Source organism: Acinetobacter sp. 778_lipA (assembly GCF_058242985.1).
Map to the genome: position 1 here is coordinate 2,043,453 of NZ_JBZAYT010000001.1, position 21,782 is coordinate 2,065,234.

Annotated in this window: 31 protein-coding genes and 2 pseudogenes; 13 read left to right on the forward strand and 20 right to left on the reverse strand. The window is 36.4% G+C overall.

What is annotated here, in order from left to right:
* Window positions 1-41: 41 nt before the first annotated feature.
* Window positions 42-941: a LysR family transcriptional regulator gene (locus AC4CUY_RS09655; protein WP_336951132.1), complete on the forward strand. Its 900-nt coding sequence runs from the start codon at window positions 42-44 to the stop codon at window positions 939-941.
* 457 nt (window positions 942-1,398) lie between these two features.
* On the opposite strand, the gene AC4CUY_RS09660 is transcribed toward AC4CUY_RS09655, so the two are convergent.
* From AC4CUY_RS09660 to AC4CUY_RS09670, 3 genes are all read right to left on the reverse strand, one after another.
* Entirely contained in the window at window positions 1,399-1,695 is a 297-nt protein-coding gene (locus AC4CUY_RS09660) for a hypothetical protein (protein ID WP_490774032.1), read from the reverse strand.
* Between the two features lie 18 nt (window positions 1,696-1,713).
* Window positions 1,714-1,914, reverse strand: a complete 201-nt coding sequence (locus tag AC4CUY_RS09665) for a hypothetical protein (RefSeq protein WP_490774033.1) — start codon at window positions 1,912-1,914, stop codon at window positions 1,714-1,716.
* Window positions 1,915-2,023: 109 nt separating this feature from the next.
* Window positions 2,024-2,275: a hypothetical protein gene (locus tag AC4CUY_RS09670; protein ID WP_490774034.1), complete on the reverse strand. Its 252-nt coding sequence runs from the start codon at window positions 2,273-2,275 to the stop codon at window positions 2,024-2,026.
* A 125-nt stretch (window positions 2,276-2,400) separates the two neighbouring features.
* Here AC4CUY_RS09670 and AC4CUY_RS09675 point away from each other — a divergent pair, with 125 nt between their 5' ends.
* Window positions 2,401-2,592, forward strand: a complete 192-nt coding sequence (locus AC4CUY_RS09675) for a hypothetical protein (RefSeq protein ID WP_042090110.1) — start codon at window positions 2,401-2,403, stop codon at window positions 2,590-2,592.
* 43 nt (window positions 2,593-2,635) lie between these two features.
* Window positions 2,636-2,950, forward strand: coding sequence for a hypothetical protein (locus tag AC4CUY_RS09680; protein WP_490774035.1), 315 nt, complete (start codon window positions 2,636-2,638; stop codon window positions 2,948-2,950).
* A gap of 365 nt (window positions 2,951-3,315) precedes the next feature.
* On the opposite strand, the gene AC4CUY_RS09685 is transcribed toward AC4CUY_RS09680, so the two are convergent.
* From AC4CUY_RS09685 to AC4CUY_RS09695, 3 genes are all read right to left on the reverse strand, one after another.
* Window positions 3,316-3,612 carry a hypothetical protein gene (locus tag AC4CUY_RS09685; RefSeq protein WP_490774032.1) on the reverse strand — a complete coding sequence of 99 codons (297 nt, stop codon included), beginning with the start codon at window positions 3,610-3,612 and terminating at the stop codon, window positions 3,316-3,318.
* Between the two features lie 18 nt (window positions 3,613-3,630).
* Window positions 3,631-3,831, reverse strand: coding sequence for a hypothetical protein (locus AC4CUY_RS09690; protein ID WP_490774033.1), 201 nt, complete (start codon window positions 3,829-3,831; stop codon window positions 3,631-3,633).
* 109 nt (window positions 3,832-3,940) lie between these two features.
* Entirely contained in the window at window positions 3,941-4,192 is a 252-nt protein-coding gene (locus tag AC4CUY_RS09695) for a hypothetical protein (protein WP_490774034.1), read from the reverse strand.
* Between the two features lie 125 nt (window positions 4,193-4,317).
* On the opposite strand from AC4CUY_RS09695, the gene AC4CUY_RS09700 reads away from it, so the two are divergent.
* Window positions 4,318-4,509: a hypothetical protein gene (locus AC4CUY_RS09700; protein WP_042090110.1), complete on the forward strand. Its 192-nt coding sequence runs from the start codon at window positions 4,318-4,320 to the stop codon at window positions 4,507-4,509.
* Between the two features lie 43 nt (window positions 4,510-4,552).
* Window positions 4,553-4,867, forward strand: coding sequence for a hypothetical protein (locus AC4CUY_RS09705; protein ID WP_490774035.1), 315 nt, complete (start codon window positions 4,553-4,555; stop codon window positions 4,865-4,867).
* A gap of 365 nt (window positions 4,868-5,232) precedes the next feature.
* On the opposite strand, the gene AC4CUY_RS09710 is transcribed toward AC4CUY_RS09705, so the two are convergent.
* The 3 genes from AC4CUY_RS09710 to AC4CUY_RS09720 form a co-directional block, all read right to left on the reverse strand.
* The gene (locus AC4CUY_RS09710) at window positions 5,233-5,529 is read right to left on the reverse strand and encodes a hypothetical protein (protein ID WP_490774032.1); all 297 of its coding nucleotides are present in this window, start codon (window positions 5,527-5,529) and stop codon (window positions 5,233-5,235) included.
* Between the two features lie 18 nt (window positions 5,530-5,547).
* The gene (locus AC4CUY_RS09715) at window positions 5,548-5,748 is read right to left on the reverse strand and encodes a hypothetical protein (RefSeq protein ID WP_490774033.1); all 201 of its coding nucleotides are present in this window, start codon (window positions 5,746-5,748) and stop codon (window positions 5,548-5,550) included.
* Window positions 5,749-5,857: 109 nt separating this feature from the next.
* Window positions 5,858-6,109 (reverse strand): hypothetical protein, encoded by a 252-nt coding sequence (locus AC4CUY_RS09720; protein ID WP_490774034.1) that lies wholly within the window; start codon window positions 6,107-6,109, stop codon window positions 5,858-5,860.
* Window positions 6,110-6,234: 125 nt separating this feature from the next.
* Between AC4CUY_RS09720 and AC4CUY_RS09725 the strand changes: the two genes are divergently transcribed.
* From AC4CUY_RS09725 to AC4CUY_RS09735, 3 genes are all read left to right on the forward strand, one after another.
* Window positions 6,235-6,426, forward strand: coding sequence for a hypothetical protein (locus AC4CUY_RS09725; RefSeq protein WP_042090110.1), 192 nt, complete (start codon window positions 6,235-6,237; stop codon window positions 6,424-6,426).
* Between the two features lie 43 nt (window positions 6,427-6,469).
* Window positions 6,470-6,784, forward strand: a complete 315-nt coding sequence (locus AC4CUY_RS09730; protein WP_490774035.1) for a hypothetical protein — start codon at window positions 6,470-6,472, stop codon at window positions 6,782-6,784.
* A 554-nt stretch (window positions 6,785-7,338) separates the two neighbouring features.
* The gene (locus AC4CUY_RS09735; RefSeq protein WP_002065492.1) at window positions 7,339-7,806 is read left to right on the forward strand and encodes an Lrp/AsnC family transcriptional regulator; all 468 of its coding nucleotides are present in this window, start codon (window positions 7,339-7,341) and stop codon (window positions 7,804-7,806) included.
* Window positions 7,807-7,847: 41 nt separating this feature from the next.
* Here the strand turns inward: AC4CUY_RS09735 and AC4CUY_RS09740 are convergent, their stop codons facing one another.
* From AC4CUY_RS09740 to AC4CUY_RS09760, 5 genes are all read right to left on the reverse strand, one after another.
* Entirely contained in the window at window positions 7,848-8,774 is a 927-nt protein-coding gene (locus AC4CUY_RS09740) for an SLC5/6 family protein (protein ID WP_490774036.1), read from the reverse strand.
* A gap of 92 nt (window positions 8,775-8,866) precedes the next feature.
* Window positions 8,867-9,127: a hypothetical protein gene (locus AC4CUY_RS09745; protein ID WP_490774037.1), complete on the reverse strand. Its 261-nt coding sequence runs from the start codon at window positions 9,125-9,127 to the stop codon at window positions 8,867-8,869.
* A 229-nt stretch (window positions 9,128-9,356) separates the two neighbouring features.
* Window positions 9,357-10,517, reverse strand: coding sequence for a M20 aminoacylase family protein (locus tag AC4CUY_RS09750; RefSeq protein ID WP_483771041.1), 1,161 nt, complete (start codon window positions 10,515-10,517; stop codon window positions 9,357-9,359).
* Between the two features lie 52 nt (window positions 10,518-10,569).
* Window positions 10,570-11,751, reverse strand: coding sequence for a diaminopropionate ammonia-lyase (dpaL, locus tag AC4CUY_RS09755; protein ID WP_483771040.1), 1,182 nt, complete (start codon window positions 11,749-11,751; stop codon window positions 10,570-10,572).
* 45 nt (window positions 11,752-11,796) lie between these two features.
* Window positions 11,797-12,183, reverse strand: a complete 387-nt coding sequence (locus tag AC4CUY_RS09760; protein WP_336951128.1) for a RidA family protein — start codon at window positions 12,181-12,183, stop codon at window positions 11,797-11,799.
* A 622-nt stretch (window positions 12,184-12,805) separates the two neighbouring features.
* On the opposite strand from AC4CUY_RS09760, the gene AC4CUY_RS09765 reads away from it, so the two are divergent.
* Window positions 12,806-13,042: a VF530 family protein gene (locus AC4CUY_RS09765; RefSeq protein ID WP_004720475.1), complete on the forward strand. Its 237-nt coding sequence runs from the start codon at window positions 12,806-12,808 to the stop codon at window positions 13,040-13,042.
* A 54-nt stretch (window positions 13,043-13,096) separates the two neighbouring features.
* On the opposite strand, the pseudogene AC4CUY_RS09770 reads toward AC4CUY_RS09765, so the two are convergent.
* Window positions 13,097-13,913: pseudogene (locus AC4CUY_RS09770) on the reverse strand (IS3 family transposase); the annotation flags it as partial.
* Window positions 13,914-14,066: 153 nt separating this feature from the next.
* Between AC4CUY_RS09770 and ribA the strand changes: the two are divergent.
* The 4 genes from ribA (at window position 14,067) to AC4CUY_RS09790 (ending at window position 16,548) form a co-directional block, all read left to right on the forward strand.
* Complete coding sequence (gene ribA / locus AC4CUY_RS09775) at window positions 14,067-14,666, forward strand: GTP cyclohydrolase II (protein ID WP_483771039.1); 600 nt, start codon at window positions 14,067-14,069, stop codon at window positions 14,664-14,666.
* Between the two features lie 138 nt (window positions 14,667-14,804).
* The gene (locus AC4CUY_RS09780; protein ID WP_483771038.1) at window positions 14,805-15,377 is read left to right on the forward strand and encodes a nuclear transport factor 2-like protein; all 573 of its coding nucleotides are present in this window, start codon (window positions 14,805-14,807) and stop codon (window positions 15,375-15,377) included.
* Window positions 15,353-15,850 (forward strand): chalcone isomerase family protein, encoded by a 498-nt coding sequence (locus AC4CUY_RS09785; protein ID WP_483771037.1) that lies wholly within the window; start codon window positions 15,353-15,355, stop codon window positions 15,848-15,850. The genes AC4CUY_RS09780 and AC4CUY_RS09785 overlap by 25 nt, the downstream gene beginning before the upstream one ends.
* 11 nt (window positions 15,851-15,861) lie before the next feature.
* Window positions 15,862-16,548: a response regulator transcription factor gene (locus AC4CUY_RS09790; protein WP_004981566.1), complete on the forward strand. Its 687-nt coding sequence runs from the start codon at window positions 15,862-15,864 to the stop codon at window positions 16,546-16,548.
* A gap of 17 nt (window positions 16,549-16,565) precedes the next feature.
* Here the strand turns inward: AC4CUY_RS09790 and AC4CUY_RS09795 are convergent, their stop codons facing one another.
* The 5 genes and pseudogenes from AC4CUY_RS09795 to AC4CUY_RS09815 all read right to left on the reverse strand — a co-directional run bounded on the left by AC4CUY_RS09795 (window position 16,566) and on the right by AC4CUY_RS09815 (window position 21,776).
* Window positions 16,566-17,888 carry a sensor histidine kinase gene (locus AC4CUY_RS09795; protein ID WP_483771072.1) on the reverse strand — a complete coding sequence of 441 codons (1,323 nt, stop codon included), beginning with the start codon at window positions 17,886-17,888 and terminating at the stop codon, window positions 16,566-16,568.
* Between the two features lie 35 nt (window positions 17,889-17,923).
* Window positions 17,924-18,973, reverse strand: a complete 1,050-nt coding sequence (locus tag AC4CUY_RS09800) for an SAM-dependent methyltransferase (protein WP_483771036.1) — start codon at window positions 18,971-18,973, stop codon at window positions 17,924-17,926.
* A gap of 8 nt (window positions 18,974-18,981) precedes the next feature.
* On the reverse strand, window positions 18,982-19,761 hold the full coding sequence (locus AC4CUY_RS09805) for a DUF1295 domain-containing protein (RefSeq protein ID WP_346312868.1): 780 nt from the start codon (window positions 19,759-19,761) through the stop codon (window positions 18,982-18,984).
* Window positions 19,762-19,785: 24 nt separating this feature from the next.
* Window positions 19,786-20,991: pseudogene (locus tag AC4CUY_RS09810) on the reverse strand (class I SAM-dependent methyltransferase).
* Window positions 20,988-21,776 (reverse strand): DUF1365 domain-containing protein, encoded by a 789-nt coding sequence (locus AC4CUY_RS09815; protein ID WP_490774038.1) that lies wholly within the window; start codon window positions 21,774-21,776, stop codon window positions 20,988-20,990. The pseudogene AC4CUY_RS09810 and the gene AC4CUY_RS09815 overlap by 4 nt, the downstream one beginning before the upstream one ends.
* Window positions 21,777-21,782: the final 6 nt, after the last annotated feature.

A 21,782-nucleotide genomic window follows, 5' to 3' on the forward strand; every position in this document is an offset into this window, starting at 1 on the left:
ATGAATAATTAAATCATAATTATGCGTTTTTGGAATAATTAATGGACATTAAAAATCTTAAAATTTTTGTAGAAATTGTCAATTGTGAAAGTTTTACTTTGGCTGCTGATCGTTTGTTTATGTCACAGCCTACAATCAGTAAATCAATTAAACATTTAGAAGAAGAACTTGGTATAGCTTTGTTTAAAAAAGGTGAAGCTGGAAGAAAAAGGGAAGTTGTGCTTACTTATATTGGTGAATTAATTTATCAACATGCTTTAAATATCTTAAATGAACAAAAGCAAATATTTGATAATATAAATCAAGTACAGCAGTTAAAAAAAGGTAAATTAACCATAGGCTTACCACCACTAGGTTCGGTATTACTTAGTCCTTTAATTGCTTTATTTCACCAAAATCATCCCGATATTCAATTGAAATTCTTAGAAGTCGGTGCCAATGGTATTGAGGAAGCAATTGCTGATAAAAGTATTGATGTTGGAATTTTACTCGGTAATTTAAGGCCAAGTTTTGCGGCAATTCCTGTGATAGATTCACCAATGTGTTTATTAGCAAAGAAAAATTCACACTGGAATCAACGAGATTCAGTAAATTTGCATGAACTTAAAGAAGAAACTTTTTTACTTTACGCTGATTCTTTTACATTAAATAAGATGATTATACAGGCTGCAAATTCTGTAGGTTTTGAACCAAAAGTCGTATGTAAAAGTAGCCAGTGGGACTTTATCACCAAAATGGTGGAGTTTAATATGGGGATTGCTATATTACCCAAAATTTATTGTGATCAGCTAGATCAGGGGAAGTTTTGTTCAGCAATCCTTAATGAGCCTAAATTACATTGGACATTGAGTATGGCTTGGAATACGACTGTAGCAATGAGTCCAGCAACCAAAGCTTGGTTAATGATTGTAGAAATGCATCGAGATAAAATTCATTTTTAGATTAATTGATAGCTTTCAAGTCTTAATAAATTGAGCCTAATGTGACTAAGGCTTATTTTTTAAGTATTAAAATTATGTATATCAATTTATTAGTTTGTTTGATTTCGCATAATGTATATTATGTTAAATAAGATATCTAAGACTGTGGCTACACAACGCTATTGTTGCCACAGATCGTCAACGTGAATCATGATAATTTTAATTCACGTTGACGACTATCCTAAGTAACATAATATTCGTTATGCAAAATCCTGCGCTATCTCAGTCTATCTATGTGATGATCTAGTTTTATAAATAATAATTTGAGTTGATCTATCTCATCATAATTGTCTATGTCTAATTCCCTGATCTGGTCTAAATATCTCTCCAGTGAATCACGCATGAATATGTAATCTGACTTTTGTAATACCCCAATGTTTCGATTGTAAAACGTGGTTTTCCAAACATGCTTATTCATTTACATTTTAGAAAGTTCGAAGTATTCAATATTTGAACCATCATTAACTTGAAACATATCATCATTTAACCTAGTACATTCATAAGACTTATCAAATTCAATTGGAACTTGTATGAGTTTTTTATGCTGAACAACCACAATACAGTTTTCTGTATTCTTAATACTTGTAGAAAACCATTTGCGATCAAGACCACAATAATCAGACTCGATAATAGTAAAATCTGGATATTCAGTTTTTAAATGTTTGGCAAAAATTGACTTTCCTGCACGTGGACGACCTGTAACTAAAATTTTCATAAATAACCCCTTTTTAGATCATATTTTGTGCATCGTTACCCGCATATTATAAATGGGGGTAGAAACAAGACTGTTTTCAAGTGATTTTAGAGGGCTTTCCACCGTGTTTTTACGGGTTTTGATGCTTTTTTGAGCAGTTTTGTTTTGTGTTGGCTGTTCTGATGAAATCATTATCATCCGACCATGTTCATCGAGATTCATCTTAGGAGTTGTTTTCATTGTTAAGCACCTCCAACAGACAAATATGTCCAGAGAACAAAAAAAAGAAAAATTGAAATAATAGTTACAAGTAAAAAAGACTTAATGATCAGCGAGATTGTTTGCATCTTTAACAATCCCCCATTTCTTCTTTTAATTCTTGATTGGCAATTTTGTATGTCTGACCGTAGGCATCAATCACCGAATAGTCATAAGCCCATTCACTAGCAACTAAAGCCAAATGCTCTAAACATTGTTCAGTAGAAAATGCAGGGACAAATGCTTCAAGGCATGGTTGACCATGTTCAGAAACAATTCGAGCAACTTCATTAAAAGCTGTTTGGAGAAATTCTTGTTTTGTACTGAAAGAAAGATTATTCATGGTCATTGTTCACATGCATGCATATACACAGTAAAAGAAATTTACCACATACATGCACGCATGCACAATACATGCATGCAAAAATACATGTATCATTTTCCACATCGGAAATATGAGCATTAAACATGGTACAAAGCGTTAGATTAAATGATGCAGAGCAAGAGAAGCTCAGAAGAAAGGCTGTTGAATTAAACAAAGCATTAATTCAAAAAGGACAACAACCAGTAAGAGATAGCGAGCTAGTGCATATCTTAATTGAAGAAGCAATTGAATTAATTGAAATTAATAATAGTGGTAAATTAACAATACCAAAGTAATACAGTAATAAAGGGCGAAAATATCGCCCATTCAGGAAAGACAATGGAAATATTAATTTTAATACTTGTTATTATAGTTATTGGTTTTTTGATATTTAAAAATAAGAAATCAAGCGAAAAAAACTTAAAAGAATTAGTTAAAAAAACCTTTCCAAAACATACAATTATTGAAAAATTTGGCACAGTGATGATTTGTGAAATTAATCATAGAAATGAACCTGATGAATTAGTTTTTATAAGAATAAACCCAAGCAAAAAGAAAAACATAAATAAAACTGGTAGAAGATTAAATGCTGAATACCCTGCTGTACCCACTGCTAGAGAACTAAAAATAGATTTTGGAAATCATCTAAGATAAAGCTTGGAAGTCGCATAACGAAACTATTATGTTAAATAAGATATCTAAGACTGTGGCTACACAACGCTATTGTTGCCACAGATCGTCAACGTGAATCATGATAATTTTAATTCACGTTGACGACTATCCTAAGTAACATAATATTCGTTATGCAAAATCCTGCGCTATCTCAGTCTATCTATGTGATGATCTAGTTTTATAAATAATAATTTGAGTTGATCTATCTCATCATAATTGTCTATGTCTAATTCCCTGATCTGGTCTAAATATCTCTCCAGTGAATCACGCATGAATATGTAATCTGACTTTTGTAATACCCCAATGTTTCGATTGTAAAACGTGGTTTTCCAAACATGCTTATTCATTTACATTTTAGAAAGTTCGAAGTATTCAATATTTGAACCATCATTAACTTGAAACATATCATCATTTAACCTAGTACATTCATAAGACTTATCAAATTCAATTGGAACTTGTATGAGTTTTTTATGCTGAACAACCACAATACAGTTTTCTGTATTCTTAATACTTGTAGAAAACCATTTGCGATCAAGACCACAATAATCAGACTCGATAATAGTAAAATCTGGATATTCAGTTTTTAAATGTTTGGCAAAAATTGACTTTCCTGCACGTGGACGACCTGTAACTAAAATTTTCATAAATAACCCCTTTTTAGATCATATTTTGTGCATCGTTACCCGCATATTATAAATGGGGGTAGAAACAAGACTGTTTTCAAGTGATTTTAGAGGGCTTTCCACCGTGTTTTTACGGGTTTTGATGCTTTTTTGAGCAGTTTTGTTTTGTGTTGGCTGTTCTGATGAAATCATTATCATCCGACCATGTTCATCGAGATTCATCTTAGGAGTTGTTTTCATTGTTAAGCACCTCCAACAGACAAATATGTCCAGAGAACAAAAAAAAGAAAAATTGAAATAATAGTTACAAGTAAAAAAGACTTAATGATCAGCGAGATTGTTTGCATCTTTAACAATCCCCCATTTCTTCTTTTAATTCTTGATTGGCAATTTTGTATGTCTGACCGTAGGCATCAATCACCGAATAGTCATAAGCCCATTCACTAGCAACTAAAGCCAAATGCTCTAAACATTGTTCAGTAGAAAATGCAGGGACAAATGCTTCAAGGCATGGTTGACCATGTTCAGAAACAATTCGAGCAACTTCATTAAAAGCTGTTTGGAGAAATTCTTGTTTTGTACTGAAAGAAAGATTATTCATGGTCATTGTTCACATGCATGCATATACACAGTAAAAGAAATTTACCACATACATGCACGCATGCACAATACATGCATGCAAAAATACATGTATCATTTTCCACATCGGAAATATGAGCATTAAACATGGTACAAAGCGTTAGATTAAATGATGCAGAGCAAGAGAAGCTCAGAAGAAAGGCTGTTGAATTAAACAAAGCATTAATTCAAAAAGGACAACAACCAGTAAGAGATAGCGAGCTAGTGCATATCTTAATTGAAGAAGCAATTGAATTAATTGAAATTAATAATAGTGGTAAATTAACAATACCAAAGTAATACAGTAATAAAGGGCGAAAATATCGCCCATTCAGGAAAGACAATGGAAATATTAATTTTAATACTTGTTATTATAGTTATTGGTTTTTTGATATTTAAAAATAAGAAATCAAGCGAAAAAAACTTAAAAGAATTAGTTAAAAAAACCTTTCCAAAACATACAATTATTGAAAAATTTGGCACAGTGATGATTTGTGAAATTAATCATAGAAATGAACCTGATGAATTAGTTTTTATAAGAATAAACCCAAGCAAAAAGAAAAACATAAATAAAACTGGTAGAAGATTAAATGCTGAATACCCTGCTGTACCCACTGCTAGAGAACTAAAAATAGATTTTGGAAATCATCTAAGATAAAGCTTGGAAGTCGCATAACGAAACTATTATGTTAAATAAGATATCTAAGACTGTGGCTACACAACGCTATTGTTGCCACAGATCGTCAACGTGAATCATGATAATTTTAATTCACGTTGACGACTATCCTAAGTAACATAATATTCGTTATGCAAAATCCTGCGCTATCTCAGTCTATCTATGTGATGATCTAGTTTTATAAATAATAATTTGAGTTGATCTATCTCATCATAATTGTCTATGTCTAATTCCCTGATCTGGTCTAAATATCTCTCCAGTGAATCACGCATGAATATGTAATCTGACTTTTGTAATACCCCAATGTTTCGATTGTAAAACGTGGTTTTCCAAACATGCTTATTCATTTACATTTTAGAAAGTTCGAAGTATTCAATATTTGAACCATCATTAACTTGAAACATATCATCATTTAACCTAGTACATTCATAAGACTTATCAAATTCAATTGGAACTTGTATGAGTTTTTTATGCTGAACAACCACAATACAGTTTTCTGTATTCTTAATACTTGTAGAAAACCATTTGCGATCAAGACCACAATAATCAGACTCGATAATAGTAAAATCTGGATATTCAGTTTTTAAATGTTTGGCAAAAATTGACTTTCCTGCACGTGGACGACCTGTAACTAAAATTTTCATAAATAACCCCTTTTTAGATCATATTTTGTGCATCGTTACCCGCATATTATAAATGGGGGTAGAAACAAGACTGTTTTCAAGTGATTTTAGAGGGCTTTCCACCGTGTTTTTACGGGTTTTGATGCTTTTTTGAGCAGTTTTGTTTTGTGTTGGCTGTTCTGATGAAATCATTATCATCCGACCATGTTCATCGAGATTCATCTTAGGAGTTGTTTTCATTGTTAAGCACCTCCAACAGACAAATATGTCCAGAGAACAAAAAAAAGAAAAATTGAAATAATAGTTACAAGTAAAAAAGACTTAATGATCAGCGAGATTGTTTGCATCTTTAACAATCCCCCATTTCTTCTTTTAATTCTTGATTGGCAATTTTGTATGTCTGACCGTAGGCATCAATCACCGAATAGTCATAAGCCCATTCACTAGCAACTAAAGCCAAATGCTCTAAACATTGTTCAGTAGAAAATGCAGGGACAAATGCTTCAAGGCATGGTTGACCATGTTCAGAAACAATTCGAGCAACTTCATTAAAAGCTGTTTGGAGAAATTCTTGTTTTGTACTGAAAGAAAGATTATTCATGGTCATTGTTCACATGCATGCATATACACAGTAAAAGAAATTTACCACATACATGCACGCATGCACAATACATGCATGCAAAAATACATGTATCATTTTCCACATCGGAAATATGAGCATTAAACATGGTACAAAGCGTTAGATTAAATGATGCAGAGCAAGAGAAGCTCAGAAGAAAGGCTGTTGAATTAAACAAAGCATTAATTCAAAAAGGACAACAACCAGTAAGAGATAGCGAGCTAGTGCATATCTTAATTGAAGAAGCAATTGAATTAATTGAAATTAATAATAGTGGTAAATTAACAATACCAAAGTAATACAGTAATAAAGGGCGAAAATATCGCCCATTCAGGAAAGACAATGGAAATATTAATTTTAATACTTGTTATTATAGTTATTGGTTTTTTGATATTTAAAAATAAGAAATCAAGCGAAAAAAACTTAAAAGAATTAGTTAAAAAAACCTTTCCAAAACATACAATTATTGAAAAATTTGGCACAGTGATGATTTGTGAAATTAATCATAGAAATGAACCTGATGAATTAGTTTTTATAAGAATAAACCCAAGCAAAAAGAAAAACATAAATAAAACTGGTAGAAGATTAAATGCTGAATACCCTGCTGTACCCACTGCTAGAGAACTAAAAATAGATTTTGGAAATCATCTAAGATAAAGCTTGGAAGTCGCATAACGAAACTATTATGTTAAATAAGATATCCAAGACTGTGACCTACACAACGCTATTGTTGCCACAGCTCAGCATCTCTTGGACTGGTATTCCACCGGTATACACCAAGAATCTTTTCATATCTGGTTGGTATCGAGAGCCTTCCTCATTAGTAAAAGTAGCAACAACGATTGGACGTAATGAAAGAGCTCCAGCTTCACGGTAAGCCCTTTTGACTACTAATTCTATATTTAGAACAAGTTCCTTTATCCACTTAACAATTAAGTCTCGGCCTTTCTTTTCATTATTGGTTAATAAAATACGTATCCGTCCCGCAACGTCCGAATCAACACCTATTTCACTTAATTCATTATTTTTTTAATAAGAAGCTCACCATCAATTGAAAGTTTCTTTTGCAATGACTTAACATCATCCATTTTAATATATCCATAATATTTGCCGACAAATGATATAATATTTCTTTAACTTGATTTTTTTTGATTAAATGAGTACTCATACAAAATTTTATTGCGTATTCATTCGAATTAGTAGAGTAAATTATGCCACAAGTTCAACTTGATCAATTTGATCTAAAAATCCTTAAGATTATTCAGGAAGATGCCCGAATTGCTCAAAAAGATTTAGGTGAACGCGTAAATTTATCTACAGCCGCAGTAAATAGACGCTTAAAAAAATTAAGTGATGATGGAGTAATTAAATCCTATACAGCCAATATTGAGCCAGTTTTTATAGGTCTACCCATTACTATTATTACTATGGTTGAAATTTTAAGTGAACAGCTTGAACATTTGGATATTACAAGAAAGTTATTTTCAAACTGTGAATACATTCAACAGTCTTATTATGTCGCTGGCGAATGGGATTTTGTTTTAATTTTTCAAGTCAAAGACATGGATCAATATACTGATATTTCTGAAAAACTATTTATAAAAAATAATAATGTAAAACGTTTTAAAACACTGGTAGCTATGAAAAAAGATAAAGCTTCACTTTCAATTCCTATTTAAATAAAAAGGCAAAGCAGTGATTTGCTTTGCCCTTTTACTCATTAGACTAAACTATAAAAAATTGCAGAAACTGTAATTATCCCAATCAATGTAACAAAAACATTACTAGCTTTATTACGATATGCTACGAGTGAAGGAATCTTATGTATAGCATACATAGGTAGTAATAAAACTAAGATTGCTCCGGTAGGCCCACTAATACTCACAATAATATCGAGAATACTTGGATTTTTATAAGCAATAAACCAACAGGTCAAAATCATAAATATAAAAATAATTTTATCGACAGTTCCTTTGGTTAGCTTAATTTCTTTCGTTTGACATTGATCAGAAATGATATCTGTTAATGTCTCATGTGCACCAATGTAATGTCCTAAAAAAGATTTCATAATGGCAATGAAAGCAATTAGAGGAGCAGCCCATGCGATTACAGGAGTGTCAAAATGGTTAGCAAGATACGAAAGAATCGAAATATTTTGTTCTTTTGCAGATGCTAGGTCTTGAGGAGATAAACTTAATATACAGCTATAGACAAAAAACATGACAACACACACCATCAAGATATAACCATATCTTTGAATTTGTGCACATTTTTTATCAGCTTCTATCTCACCATATGTTTTACGTTGCTTGACTACAAAAGGTGAAATAATCGGATAATGATTAAATGAAAGGACTAAAACCGGAAATGTCATCCATAACGTCATCCAGATATTATTATGATTATTTGAAGTTAACGTAAAATTTTCAAAGATGGCAGTATTCCATTGAGGAATTAACCAAATAGCCATAAAAATTAATGATATAATAAATGGATATACCAAAATACTCATTACCTTTATTGTAATATCTTGACCAAAACGGACAATAAATAACAAAATGAAAATTAATATAAATGACAATAAAGCACGTGGCGGTGCAACCAAATGCAATTGGTGAGTTATGAAAGACTCAACTGTATTTGTCACTGCTACTGCATATACTAATAAAATCGTATAAATTGCCCAAAAATAAATTAAATTAAAAATACGACTAGCAGTAGTTCCCCAATACTCTAAAATTACTCCAGTAATACCACTCTCTGGTTTACTCGATGATAAAATGAATCGAGCAAATGCACGATGGGCAAAAAAGTAATTGGATATGCTAACAGTGTAGTAATTAACAATGGAATTAGACCGCCAATTCCTGCATTAATGGGTAAGAATAAAACACCAGCTCCGATTGCTGTTCCAAACAACCCTAACATCCATGTAGTATCTTGCGAATTCCATTTATTACTATCCAGATATCCTTTCGTCTGATTTAAAATGTTTGACATAATTCTTGCCTCTGAAACTTATTTAGGTTTTCGAGGAATGGAAATGCCTTAGAATGCAGAACAGTGAAATATCTCATTATAAAAATTGAATATAGTTACCCATGGAGTAAATTTCAAAAATTTACTCCTCATTTATAATTCAATTTGTTTAACGTTATTCTGCATTAAATGGACATAACAGTTCCTTCTGTTAAATCATTAGAAATACGTTTTGTATTTCTTCCTTTTATTAAGGCAAACGGGTTCTGATAATTTCAGCAAAATATTGGGCACCAACGCTTAATATATCGTCGTTAATGTCATAGTTAGAGTTATGAAGAGGAATAAATCCCTTTCCATCTTCTTCAACACCATTTCCGATAAAAGCGAAACAACCTGGTACTTTTTCTATAAATGCTCCAAAGTCTTCTGAAGCCATCATAGCTTGAACATTTGCATCTACTTTTGATTCACCCACAATATTCATTGCTGCGTTAACGGCAGTATTAACGCAAGTCGCATGATTGACGGTTGGGGAAAATTCATGTGTATATTCAAATTCACATTCGGCGTCATGCATTTTGCAAATGCTTTCACAAATGGTACGCATTCTATTTTCTAACATTGCCTGTACATCTGGGGAGTAACTACGCGTATCTCCTGTAATAACAACATTGCTAGGAATTGCATTACGAATACCATCAGTATGAATTTCTGTACAAGAAATCACGGCAGGAACGCTTGGATCAAGGTTGCGTGAAATAATAGTCTGGAGAGCTAAGATAATCTCGGCTGCAATCACTAAAGGGTCTTTGCCCATATGAGGTCGAGCTGCATGTGTTCCTTTGCCTTTAATTTTAATTGTGAAATTATCTTCACTTGCCATAATTCCACCCACGCGCGTGCAAATGCTACCCGCTGGTAAGCCTGGCCAATTATGCACACCATAAAACTCATCGATTGGAAAGCGTTCTAACAACCCCTCACTCATCATGGCTTTTGCACCGCGGCCATGTTCTTCTGCGGGCTGAAAAACAAATCTAACCGTTCCATTAAAATCACGATTATCAGTTAATAATTTAGCGGCACCTAACAGCATGCTCATATGACCATCATGACCGCAAGCATGCATTTTTCCATGATTTTTAGAGCAATAAGATTTACCGGTCGTTTCAGTGATATTCAACGCATCCATATCAGCACGTAGGCCAATAACAGTAGGATTATTCCCAACGGTTAAGTTCGCGACTATACCTGTTCCACCAATTCCGGTATGAACATCTAAACCCATGTTCTTTAGTTGTTGAGCAATATATTCCGCTGTAGTAATTTCTTCAAAACCCGTTTCGGGATTAGAATGAAGTTCGTGTCTCCAACGGTGTAACTGTTCTTCAAAACTTATTAAGCTCATACTAATTCCTTGTCTATCTAAACGATCTATATTTGATTAAATAACACTATGGTTAGTAAGGATAACTTCCTTCCCACACCACTTTTCTATATAGATCGGTATTTGTGTCACCTTCCGTACTAAAAATCAGTACAACTGATTCATCATTTAAACCTAAACTTTCTTTTAGACATGCCTGTTCTGGGTTGTTACTAAGTGCATAAAGTAATCCTAGATTAATTGCACCAGAAGGGCCACTCGTTATGGGTTCATCACCCTTTAATGGATTACCTAAAATTCTCATTCCAGTCGCAGCAATAGAATCTTCGACTTTTGCAAAAGCAAACGTACAATCTTTTAAGATCGGCCATGTAATTGGATTGACCTCACCACAAGCCAAACCAGCCATAATTGAATTTAAGTCGCCATCGACTGCAATAAGCTGTCCAGATTTATCTTGTGCAGATTGATAAACACAATCGGCTGTAACAGGTTCTGAAACAATGGCTTTAAAATTTTGGATACCAAGTGCATCAACCAAATACCCTAGAATTCCACCAGCCATCGCCCCTACACCTGCTTGAAGCATAATATGGGTAGGTACTAAATCTTTAAATTCATTGAGTTGTTCTACGGCTTCATCAGCCATAGTCATATAACCTTGAGAAATCCATGTCGGGATCGTCTCATAACCATCCCATGCCGTGTCCTGCACAAGAAGCCATCCATTTTCATGGGCTGTCTTGTTAGCTAAACGAACGGTATCATCATAATTCACATCTGTGACGATACAATCTGCACCTAACGCTTTGATTCTTTCTACACTTGTATTTGCAGCACCTTTAGGCATAAACACAACTGCTTTTTGCCCCATTTCTCTCGCAGCCCAAGCAACGCCTGTCCCATGATTTCCGGCTGTAGCAGTGGTAAATACAACGGGTTCTTTCAGCAAAGTTTTAATATTTTTTAAATCAAACTGATTCATATCAATATTTAACTTTTCAGCAAGTAATTTAGCTAGCGCATATGAACCACCAAGAACTTTAAATGCATTTAAACCAAAGCGTCGTGATTCATCTTTAACTAAAATGTTTTTTAAACCTAACTTTTTAGCTAAATATTCCAATGAGATTAAAGGAGTGGGTTGATAACCTTCTATTTTACGATGCAAATTACGGACTTTGCAGGCGATCTCCTTATTAAAAAGTGGGCTACTCTTTCCTGAATACAATTCGTTATTACTAATACTAAACATGCTCTATCTTGCTCTTTAAATCATGTGAAAAAATGGTCCTTAACTCTATTCAGGTTTAAAAGCGATAGCTTCAATTTCAACAAGTGCATCTTTAGGTAAACGAGCAGCTTCGACACATGAGCGTGCAGGTGGATTATTTGTTCCGAAAAACTCTAGATATATTTCGTTGAATTCTGAAAAATCAGCCATATTTGCTAAAAAGCATGTTGTTTTGATCACGTATTCAAGCGAAGAACCTTGAGCCTCTAAAATACTTTTAACATTGAGTAATGATTGATGTGTTTGCTCACGAATACCACCTTCAGGAAATTGCATTGTTTCCGGAATCAAAGGTAATTGCCCTGAGGTAAAGATTAAATTTTGAAATCCAATACCTTGTGAATATGGACCAATTGCTTCTGGTGCATTTGTAGAACAGATAATTTCTTTCATTTTCATCCTCTTTGCACTCTCTTCATAATTTGAAGTAAATCCAAATTTATAAGAGGGATATTCCATAATATTTCTGAGATAAAACTGTCGATTATCATGCTTATGTTTGTTCAATAACTACTACAAAAGATATTTTCTCAACATCTTCTAGTCCTGAGCCTATAAGCATTTCATCGCTTAGTGAAAGTAGAATGAGCTGCGAAATATCCAAAGTCAAAGACAATGAACTGATAAGATTAAAAAACATTTTTTTTATATATTTGAGTACTTTTAGGTCAATAAAATTTACTTTTGAAGGGGGGTAATGAAAAAAAATTTCAACCTTAAGTTCTCTTGTATTTTTTTAATTAGGAAAGATTTAGTCACTTTTGTGACATAAATCTGGTTTTGGCTAAAAAATTAATTTTTTTATCTATTTCGAGAACCTATAATGTAACTTTCACTCGTTCAAGTACAACAGTTGTCTTGAACCACTCAAGTGGAAGTCTCCTGTAATTTCAGCACACATCAATAGTAAGATAAGCTGTAGTTTTCTATGTTAATTACGCTTAAATTCCAACCCTCTCATTTTTCAAGTAGCTCAGGTTATAATGGTGGTCTCCCAAAATATGGTTGATCTATTATGAACGCCTCCAATGACCCTCTACACGGCAAAAAACTTGCTGACATTTTGGATGAATTATTGGATTACTACGATGGCTTTGAAGGCTTAAGTCGTAAAATTGAAATTAGATGTTTTTGCATAGATCCAAGTGTTAAGTCATCATTGCGATTCTTACGTACTACACCATGGGCACGTGAAAAAGTAGAAAGCTTATATTTGTATGTCTTACGCCAAAAAGCCAAACAGAAATCGTAGCTTTCAAAACCCTAGCTTCATTATTTTAATTAGTTGTGAATAGCCACCAAAATTTTATACACACAAAACCATATTTTTATGGGCCTTTTCATAATTTAATGAAGAACGTTGACCATTGGAGTCGTGTCTGCGTTTTGAATTATAAAACATCTCAATATATTCAATGATAACGGTTCTAGCCTCAGATCTATTTAAATAAATCTTCTTCTTGATAGGTTCTCTCTTTAACAACGAAAAGAAGCTTTCAGCAACAACATTCTCATGACCTGAGCAGTATACTGCGCAAGTCGTCTGCTCCTAATGCTTTCAAGATTATGATGCTTAAGAAATGTCTGCCATTCATGGCTGGTGAACGTGCTATCTTGGTCAGAATTGATCAGCGTTCTTTGGGTTCCTTCGCCACAAATCCATCAGTAAATCTAATACCATATCTGTTGTGAATCTCGACCTCATAGACGAGCCAACAACAAGACGTGAAAATAGGTAGTCACAACTGCTAGATATAGCCATCTTTCATGAGTACGGATACCTTACGAAGCAGTGCTTCTCATGTCAGTAACCCACAGCTGATTAGGATGAGTTGGGTTAAATTTGTCGGTCTAACATTTTTGCGGCAATGACAGCTAGAGTACAAGTGTAAGCTCTAGGTTTACGATAGCCATAGACTCCGTCAGATTCCAGCTAGAACTATTTAATCAATCATGAAAGCTGTTGCTGTTTTCTCGCAGTTTTACTGGTGGGTTGCTTTAAGCATGCATAATAACTACTGTGATGAACATAAACGACGAACAGGCCATATATGCTGGTTGTCCCGAATAAAGAGGTGCCTCATTTGGACTGGTTTGCGAAGTACACCACGGCCTCTTTTAATATGGCTCTTTATTAAGTGACTCTTTAGTGATTTTTCTTGAACTTTACTTCACACACTAAATACTCTTGTATTTTCACATAAAATTCACTATCTAAGAACTATTTTTAAATGGAAAGTAATAGTTTAATTTTTAAAATACAGGGGTATAGTTAAATGGCTATAGAATTTATTTCTAAATCAAAGTTACCTACTGCTTTTGGCGATTTTGAAATTATAGCGTTTCAAGATCAAAGTACTGGTGAAGAACATATTGCTCTTGTCAAAGGAATTAATACTATTTCTCAACCTGTACTAGTCCGAATTCATTCAGAATGCTTAACAGGTGATGCTTTTGCTTCACTAAAATGTGATTGTGGCCCACAATTACATTCAACTATGAAAATGATCAATGAAGCAGGCCAAGGTATCATTTTATACTTACGCCAAGAAGGCCGTGGCATAGGTCTAACCAATAAAATTCGAGCTTATGCACTTCAAGATCAAGGTCATGATACTCTTGATGCAAATTTATTATTAAATTTACCTGCAGATGCTCGTAAATATGACATGTGTGCCATTATGTTAGGTTATTTAAAAATACAAAATGTAAAATTAATCACAAATAACCCATTTAAAATTAAATCTTTAACTGATTTTGGAATCAACGTTGTTGAACGTATTCCTTTAAAAGTTGGCTTAAATATTTTTAACAAAGATTATTTAGAAACAAAGCAAAAACGTATGTCACATATGTATGATAATAGTGACTTTTAAAATATTTAATAATAGAAAAACTGTTTGAATAGTCATAAAAATTCTATTATATGAATTACATTTAACTTTCATCTTCACATTCTATTCACCTTAACTCACCTAAAGTATAAAAATAAACTGTGAAGATGGACAGTGAACATGAATCAAGTCAAAACGTTAATGGCAATTGCCTTATCCTTACCAGTGCTTTTCCTGTCAGGATGTAAAAGTGTTCCTCGTTACTCCTCTGATTATGCAAATGCCAGAGCGAGTATTCAGGGAATACCCTTAGATGATGCAAAAGCACTAGAAATCGGTACCCGCTTCACTTCGGCATTTAATACCTTGGGCACACCTAAATTCGTTGAAAATGCTGGAGCACTGTATGCAGATCAGCTTTTTATTAACGATACTCTGTCGCAATTTTCATCGCGTAAAAAACTGCTTGAACATTTTCACGGTATGAACCAGCGAGTGAGTAATGTAACTGTCAGTCTATTAAATACTTCATATAATCAAGACTCTGCCTATGTACATTGGCATATGGTTTATGATTTTAAAATGTTAGGGAAGACACGAACAATGGATTCATTTGGCATCAGTGAAATAAAGGTCAACCAAAACCATCAGATTATTTTCCAACAAGATTTTTGGGATCCGGCCAATGGTCTGTATCGTTCTTTGCCATATGTAGGAGGAACCTATTCATGGGTACTGCCTTTCAAAAAGTAGCCATAACCACTGTACTGATGCTCGGGAGTTTTGGTTCCTGGGCGCATGCGAAGAACTTAAATAAATGTGGTAATGGCCCACTAATGGTGGGACAAAAACAGGTCGGTGTGGCCAGTTACTTTGCGCAAAACTGTAATCAGCCTTGGCAAGGACAAAACATGCAGATGGATTTTACCTATACGCAGAATATTCCAGAATGGGCATTCAAACGTGCAGCCAGACATCTACTCCAACGTAATATCAAAGATCAAAAGATTCAGGCTGTTTTCAATCCAATCACCGATCTGTATCGTCCAGTGAACTCAGGAGATCTATACCAACTAAAATATAGCCATGCCACACACACATTAAGCCTATACTTAAACCAGAAAGTGCAGGGACAACTCCAGAACCCATTAGCCCAGCAATATTTTAATATATGGCTAGGTCCTCAGCCATTTAGTGCTAAATTAAAACAGCAATTAATAAAGTAGTCTCTACAGTTATGTCTAAACATTTTATTTTGATGGTTGAAGATCATTACGAACTGGCATCTACCCTATGCGAGTTTCTAGAAGAGCATGGTTTTGTGGTCGATCATGCTCGAAACCTAAATGCTGCGCGCCAATTGCTCAAGCAGCAACGCTATCATATTTTACTTTTAGATATTAACTTACCTGATGGTTCGGGTTATGAACTATGTGAATGGCTACGAAATAAAGAAGGTATGGACCTCCCTGTGCTGATGCTCACCGCACGTGATACGTTGAATGACAAACTCAAAGGTTTCAATTCAGGCACGGATGATTATCTAGTCAAGCCATTTGACTTTAATGAGCTGGTGGTTCGAGTCAAAGCTCTGATCAAGCGTTCACAGGGTGAAGTCTCCTCTAGCCGTCTTCAAATTCATGATCTTATTCTGGACCCTGCAACACAGCAACTGACTCGTGGAGGACAAACCATTGAACTGCCCCCCATTCAATTCAAACTGCTCAAACTACTGATGCGTCATTCGCCTAAAGTTCTGACTAAACAGGAAATTATGATAGAGCTTTGGGGGGATCAAGAGCCTGAAAGCGATGCCCTGCGTAGTCATATTTATAATTTGCGTAAAATGGTCGATAAGCCTTTTGAGCAAAAACTAATTCACACCATATCTGGTGTAGGGTTAAAGATCACTTTAGAAGCTTAAGCTCTAGAAGCCCAGCCTTAATTTAAATACACGACGACAATCAGTCCAGTCGTCATCGCCAGATCAACATCCTGATGGGTATTGAGATAATACTGCCGATCAAACAATTCCACTCGCCAGCCAAGCTGCTTGCACAACTTCTGTACCAATTGCAGTCCAATGCCATGACCTTTGATCTCTAATTGCAATTGCTGCCCCGACAGTTCTTGTACCTTTGAATTATTCGGTAAAGGAATGCCGACACCATTATCTGCAATCAATACTGTATTTTTTTGCAAAATGACATCAATTTCTGTGCCTTGTGAATAATTCAGTGCATTCCTCAAAATATTGCCAAATACCATTTTGGTCATCGACGGGTAAAGTTTACGTGGCTGTTCGTTTAGATCTTTTTGAAAATTTATCCGCATGCCTTTGTTATGGCTAACACTATCCAGATCCTGAACTACATTTTCCAGACATTCAGAAAGCATAGTCGATTCAGCGGTTAAAGTATTGGTGGTATTGCGGGCGATAGCCAGTAGTGTGTCAACTAATAGTTGCATGTCTTCAATGGTGTTGTTCAAGCGAGTAAATGATTTATTGTCCCCATAGCGTGCCTGACACAACTGCACATTGCCTTTTAAGATGGTAAGTGGTGTGCGAAGCTCATGACTGACATCACCAGTAAATTCACGTTCACGCTGAATAAACTCGCTTAATACCTGATGATATTTTTCTAGCGCTTGCTTCAGATATTCCGCTTCCAGATTTGAATCAGTCCGGATGTCATGAAACGGTGAAGCCTGATTTTTATAATCTTCCCAATCAATATGTTCCAGTGCGTTGGCAAGCCTGGTAATGGGAGAAAAATAACGCCGGGCACGACGGTTCCACCACCATAACATACTATAAAGTACAAACAAGCTGACCATCAGTGGTGCCAGACCAAACAGCCAGACCAGTTTATTGACATTGCTTTCGCCAAAGACTAACAGGACATGCTGCCCATCTTTTTCGCCATAAACGGTCATGCGTTCCTTACCATCGACAAAATGCCGATTCACCCCTTGCTCAAGTGACATATTCTTAAATTGGGAGGGAGACACAGTATTCCAGCGGTAACCATACAGGTTTTTGGTATCGGGCAATTCTGCGGCAGGATTACGTTCTAATCGCTGCCAGTAGTGTGACATTTCCTGTTCTAGCGCCGTTCTGAGCAAAGAACCTTTAATCACCCAGGCACTGAGGCCAATCCCAATCACCACAGACAAGGCAATGAATCCGATTTGCAGCCAGTAGTAGCGGTTAAACACCTCACCCAGAGGATGATCACGTTTGTCCCTAAACAGCTTTAACATTGATGCATTCCCCGCTGGCCAATCCCATTGTTCAATTATACGGCTTTCTTCTTTAACAGAAAGTGGCCAATGACCCACTCGCGTCCATGGTCATAACCAAATAGCTCGGCACAGGCCATAAAGAAAATCCGCCAGCGCTGCCACCAGATTGCGGCATCCGCGCCATAAGTTTTTTCAAATAAGGGCTTTAGCTCGGCCTGTTTACTATCCATATTTTCTAGCCAAGCATTTGCGGTACGTTCATACTGCGTACCCGCCCATTGCCAGTGCTGTTCTAGCTGTAAATGCTGCTGAAAATGTAGGAAAGTTGAGGCTGCTGGCATCAAACCACCACTAAAGAAATATTGCGACATCCAGTCAAACTCATTTTTGACTTCAAACGGGTAATGCAAGAAACGATGACAGAAAATATGACACCACAATAAGCCATCTGGTTTGAGCCAAATACTAATATTTTCAAACAGTTTTTGATAGTTGCGTACATGCTCAAACATCTCCACCGATACCACACGGTCAAATGACGCAGATTCAAGTTGCAACACATTGACATCACAAGTGATCACATTAAGGTTATCCAGTTTTTTTAAACGGGCTTGTTCCTGAATATACTCACGCTGCGTTGAAGAATTTGACACGACTGTAATATGGGCCGTTGGATAATGCTCGGCCATATATAGACTGAAAGAACCCCAACCGCAGCCAATTTCCAAAATATCCTGCCCGTCTTTCAGTTGTGCTCGCTGGCAATAGCAGGCAAGGGCAGCTTCTTCGGCTTGGTCTAGCGTCATATCGGCATGTTCAAATAGACTCGCGCTATATTTCAAACGCTTACCGAGTACTGCCTGAAAAAATGCGGTCGGCAGTTCATAATGCTGCTCATTGGCTTTGTCTGTCTCAATGGCAATTTCGCTGTTTTTCAGCATGGTCAGCACATCCATATAGCGCTGCGCTGCCAATGCGGGGTCAAACCGACCTTCTTGTGCCAAACGTTTTTTGCTCAAGATTTTAATACCAGCACGAATCACTGGGTCTGGCACCTTGCCATTTTCGATCAGTTCTAAGGTTTTTTGAATCATAAAGTCCATGTATTTACCTACTCTTTGGGTGGCCACGGAATAAACATTGAAGTTCGTCGTTGATAGTCTTTATAGTTGTCACCACGGTGGGCGAGCGCCTGTTTTTCACTAAAAGGAATCCCCGTAAAGTAGTACAGGAATAGCCACATCAGCAGTGGATAAATCCATAATCCATAGCATCCTGCTGCCAGACCGAGCACTGGATAGGCAAACCAATGCAGCCATTCAAAAAAATAATTCGGATGGCGCGAATATTTCCACAAGCCCTGATCCATGGTTTTACCTTGATTCTGTGGATCTAGCTTAAAACGGTAAAGTTGCTGATCTGCAGTGCTTTCACCTATCAAAGCCGAGAGCATGATCATGCCCGCCACAATCACAGTGACCAAAGTCCAGTCATTCCATTGCTCGGTCGAGATACTTAACAACTTCAGTATTGGGTAAGAAAACAGTAGAGCCAAACCTGCCTGGAATATAAAAAACACCAGAAAACCAAGATGCTGATAATCCCCCATCGCTCGGCGCATGTTGGCATAACGCGTGTCTTCTTGGGTTTCATTGGCATAGCGCCGTAACAGATGCCAAGTCAGCCGTGAAAACCAGATCCCACTCGCCAGTCCCAGAAATAACCGAACCAACATCGGCGCACTGTCAATCACCCAAGCGGCAATAATCACATTAAGGGCAATACTGAAACTCCAAGCGACATCGACTAGCCCTGCTCTGCGGTTATAGGTCACCAACACCCAGCTACAGAGCATGATGAAGACATTGAGCAAAAATAAATCTAGCAGCATGTCGCCCTCCTGTTTTATTTCTGCTTAGTAAGCACTGGCTTCAAACAGCAAATGAACATCACTGATCACACCCTCCCTAAAACCACCTTCGCAATAACACAGATAAAAATCCCACATGCGGATAAAACGCTCATCAAAATCAAGTTGCAGTACTTGATCACGCTGCTCCAGAAAACGCTGGCGTCAACACTTCAGGGTTTGTGCATAGCTTTGACCAATATCTTCCAGATGTTTGAGACGAAGTTTTTGCTCAGAAGCCGTTTGCGTCATCACACTGATACATGGAATAAAACTACCGGGGAAAATATAACGCTTAATGTAATCTACCGTATTTAAAGCTTTAACATAGCGTGCATCTTCAATCGTAATCGCCTGTATCAAGGCTAGACCATTCGGCTTGAGGAGCTCGCAGCATTTTCGGAAATAAGTTGGTAAATATTGCTCACCAACTGCTTCAATCATTTCAATGGACACCAATTTGTCGTATTTACCCTCGAGTAAACGGTAGTCCTGAAGCTGTACAGACACCCGATGAGACAGCCCTGCTTCAGCAACTCGGGCGAGTGCTTCATCGTACTGAGCTTTGGAAATGGTAATGGTGGTCACCTTACAGCCATAATGCTGAGCCGCATAAATGGCAAAGCCTCCCCAGCCGCTGCCAATTTCAACCAAATGGTCCATCGGTTGCAATTGAAGTTTTTGGCAGATCAGTTCTTTTTTATAATCTGAAGCTTGTTCCAAGCTCATACAGGGTTCTTTAAACACCGCACTGGAATACATCATGCTGGAATCTAAGAACAATTTAAAAAAATCATTGCTCAAGTCATAATGCTCAGCAATATTCTGACGACTACCATCAATCGAATTCTTGCGGGATTTATACCAAGCCTTGAGTACCAACTGGCTGGCTTTTGCCACTACATTTTGATTCATCCGATCAAGCACATCACGATTACGTGCTAGAATACGAATTACGTTGACCAGATCTTCACTGCTCCAGTAACCACGAATAAAGCCTTCTGCTGCCCCCAGTACACCATTACGGAACAGCAAATCGATAAGGCGTTGGTCGTGAACTTGAATTACTGCATGCAAGTCACTGTAATTTTCCCCGACCAGACCATTCCAGATACCTTTAAATATTAGCTGACCATGACGCAATTTCAGCATATGGCGTAGGACTATCGGCAGTTCGGTATGCTCTCCCATTAACAGTGTTTTCATAGTCATGTCTTTCCTTTTTCTTTTTTAGGATGCCGATAAAACGGAATTTTCTTTTTCCATAAGCGCAAAGCATGTAGATAAATCCCGCTCACCATCCTAAAGGGCTCAAGAACTTTTAATACAGCATATCGATGTTGCTGTGAAGGAAGTGTGATGGCTTGCAGCTTAAATTTCATCGTGGCATCAAATTGCAATATTTCTTGTTCAAACAGCTGCATGTGAATCACATTTTGCTGTTCTGAAAAGCTAAAACGCCAACGATAATCCAGTGACATCGGCATGAATGGTGACACATGAAAGGCCTTTTTAAAGTCAAACTGGTGGCTCTGGTAAGGCGTATGTTTAGTTACATTGTGCCGACAATCGTGAATGTACACCTGACGTTCATTCCACGGTGTATTGGTGATTTCACTCAGTATAAAAATCAGTTGATCGGTCGTATCAAAGATCAAATAAAACACCACAGAATTAAAACGAAAACCCAGTGTGCGTGGTAAAGCCAGTACACGAATAGATGCAGCATGTGGTAAATGATAGTTTTCGTGCTTGATCAGTAACCGTGCAACTTTCTGCCGAATCGAGCCATATTCCATGTTCAGAAAGTCACGTTCATCCAAGGTCAATAAATTCCAGCAACTAGAAGACCAGAACCAAGATTTTTGGGTAAAATTTGCCAGTTGATCCGGATCAAAGCATAAATAGCTAAGCTTCACCTCAAAAGCATGCGATTTGGGCAAATAGCGACGATGGCGAATTTCGGTAGAAGCGATAGCCAGTGGATACATTTGCATTTTGTA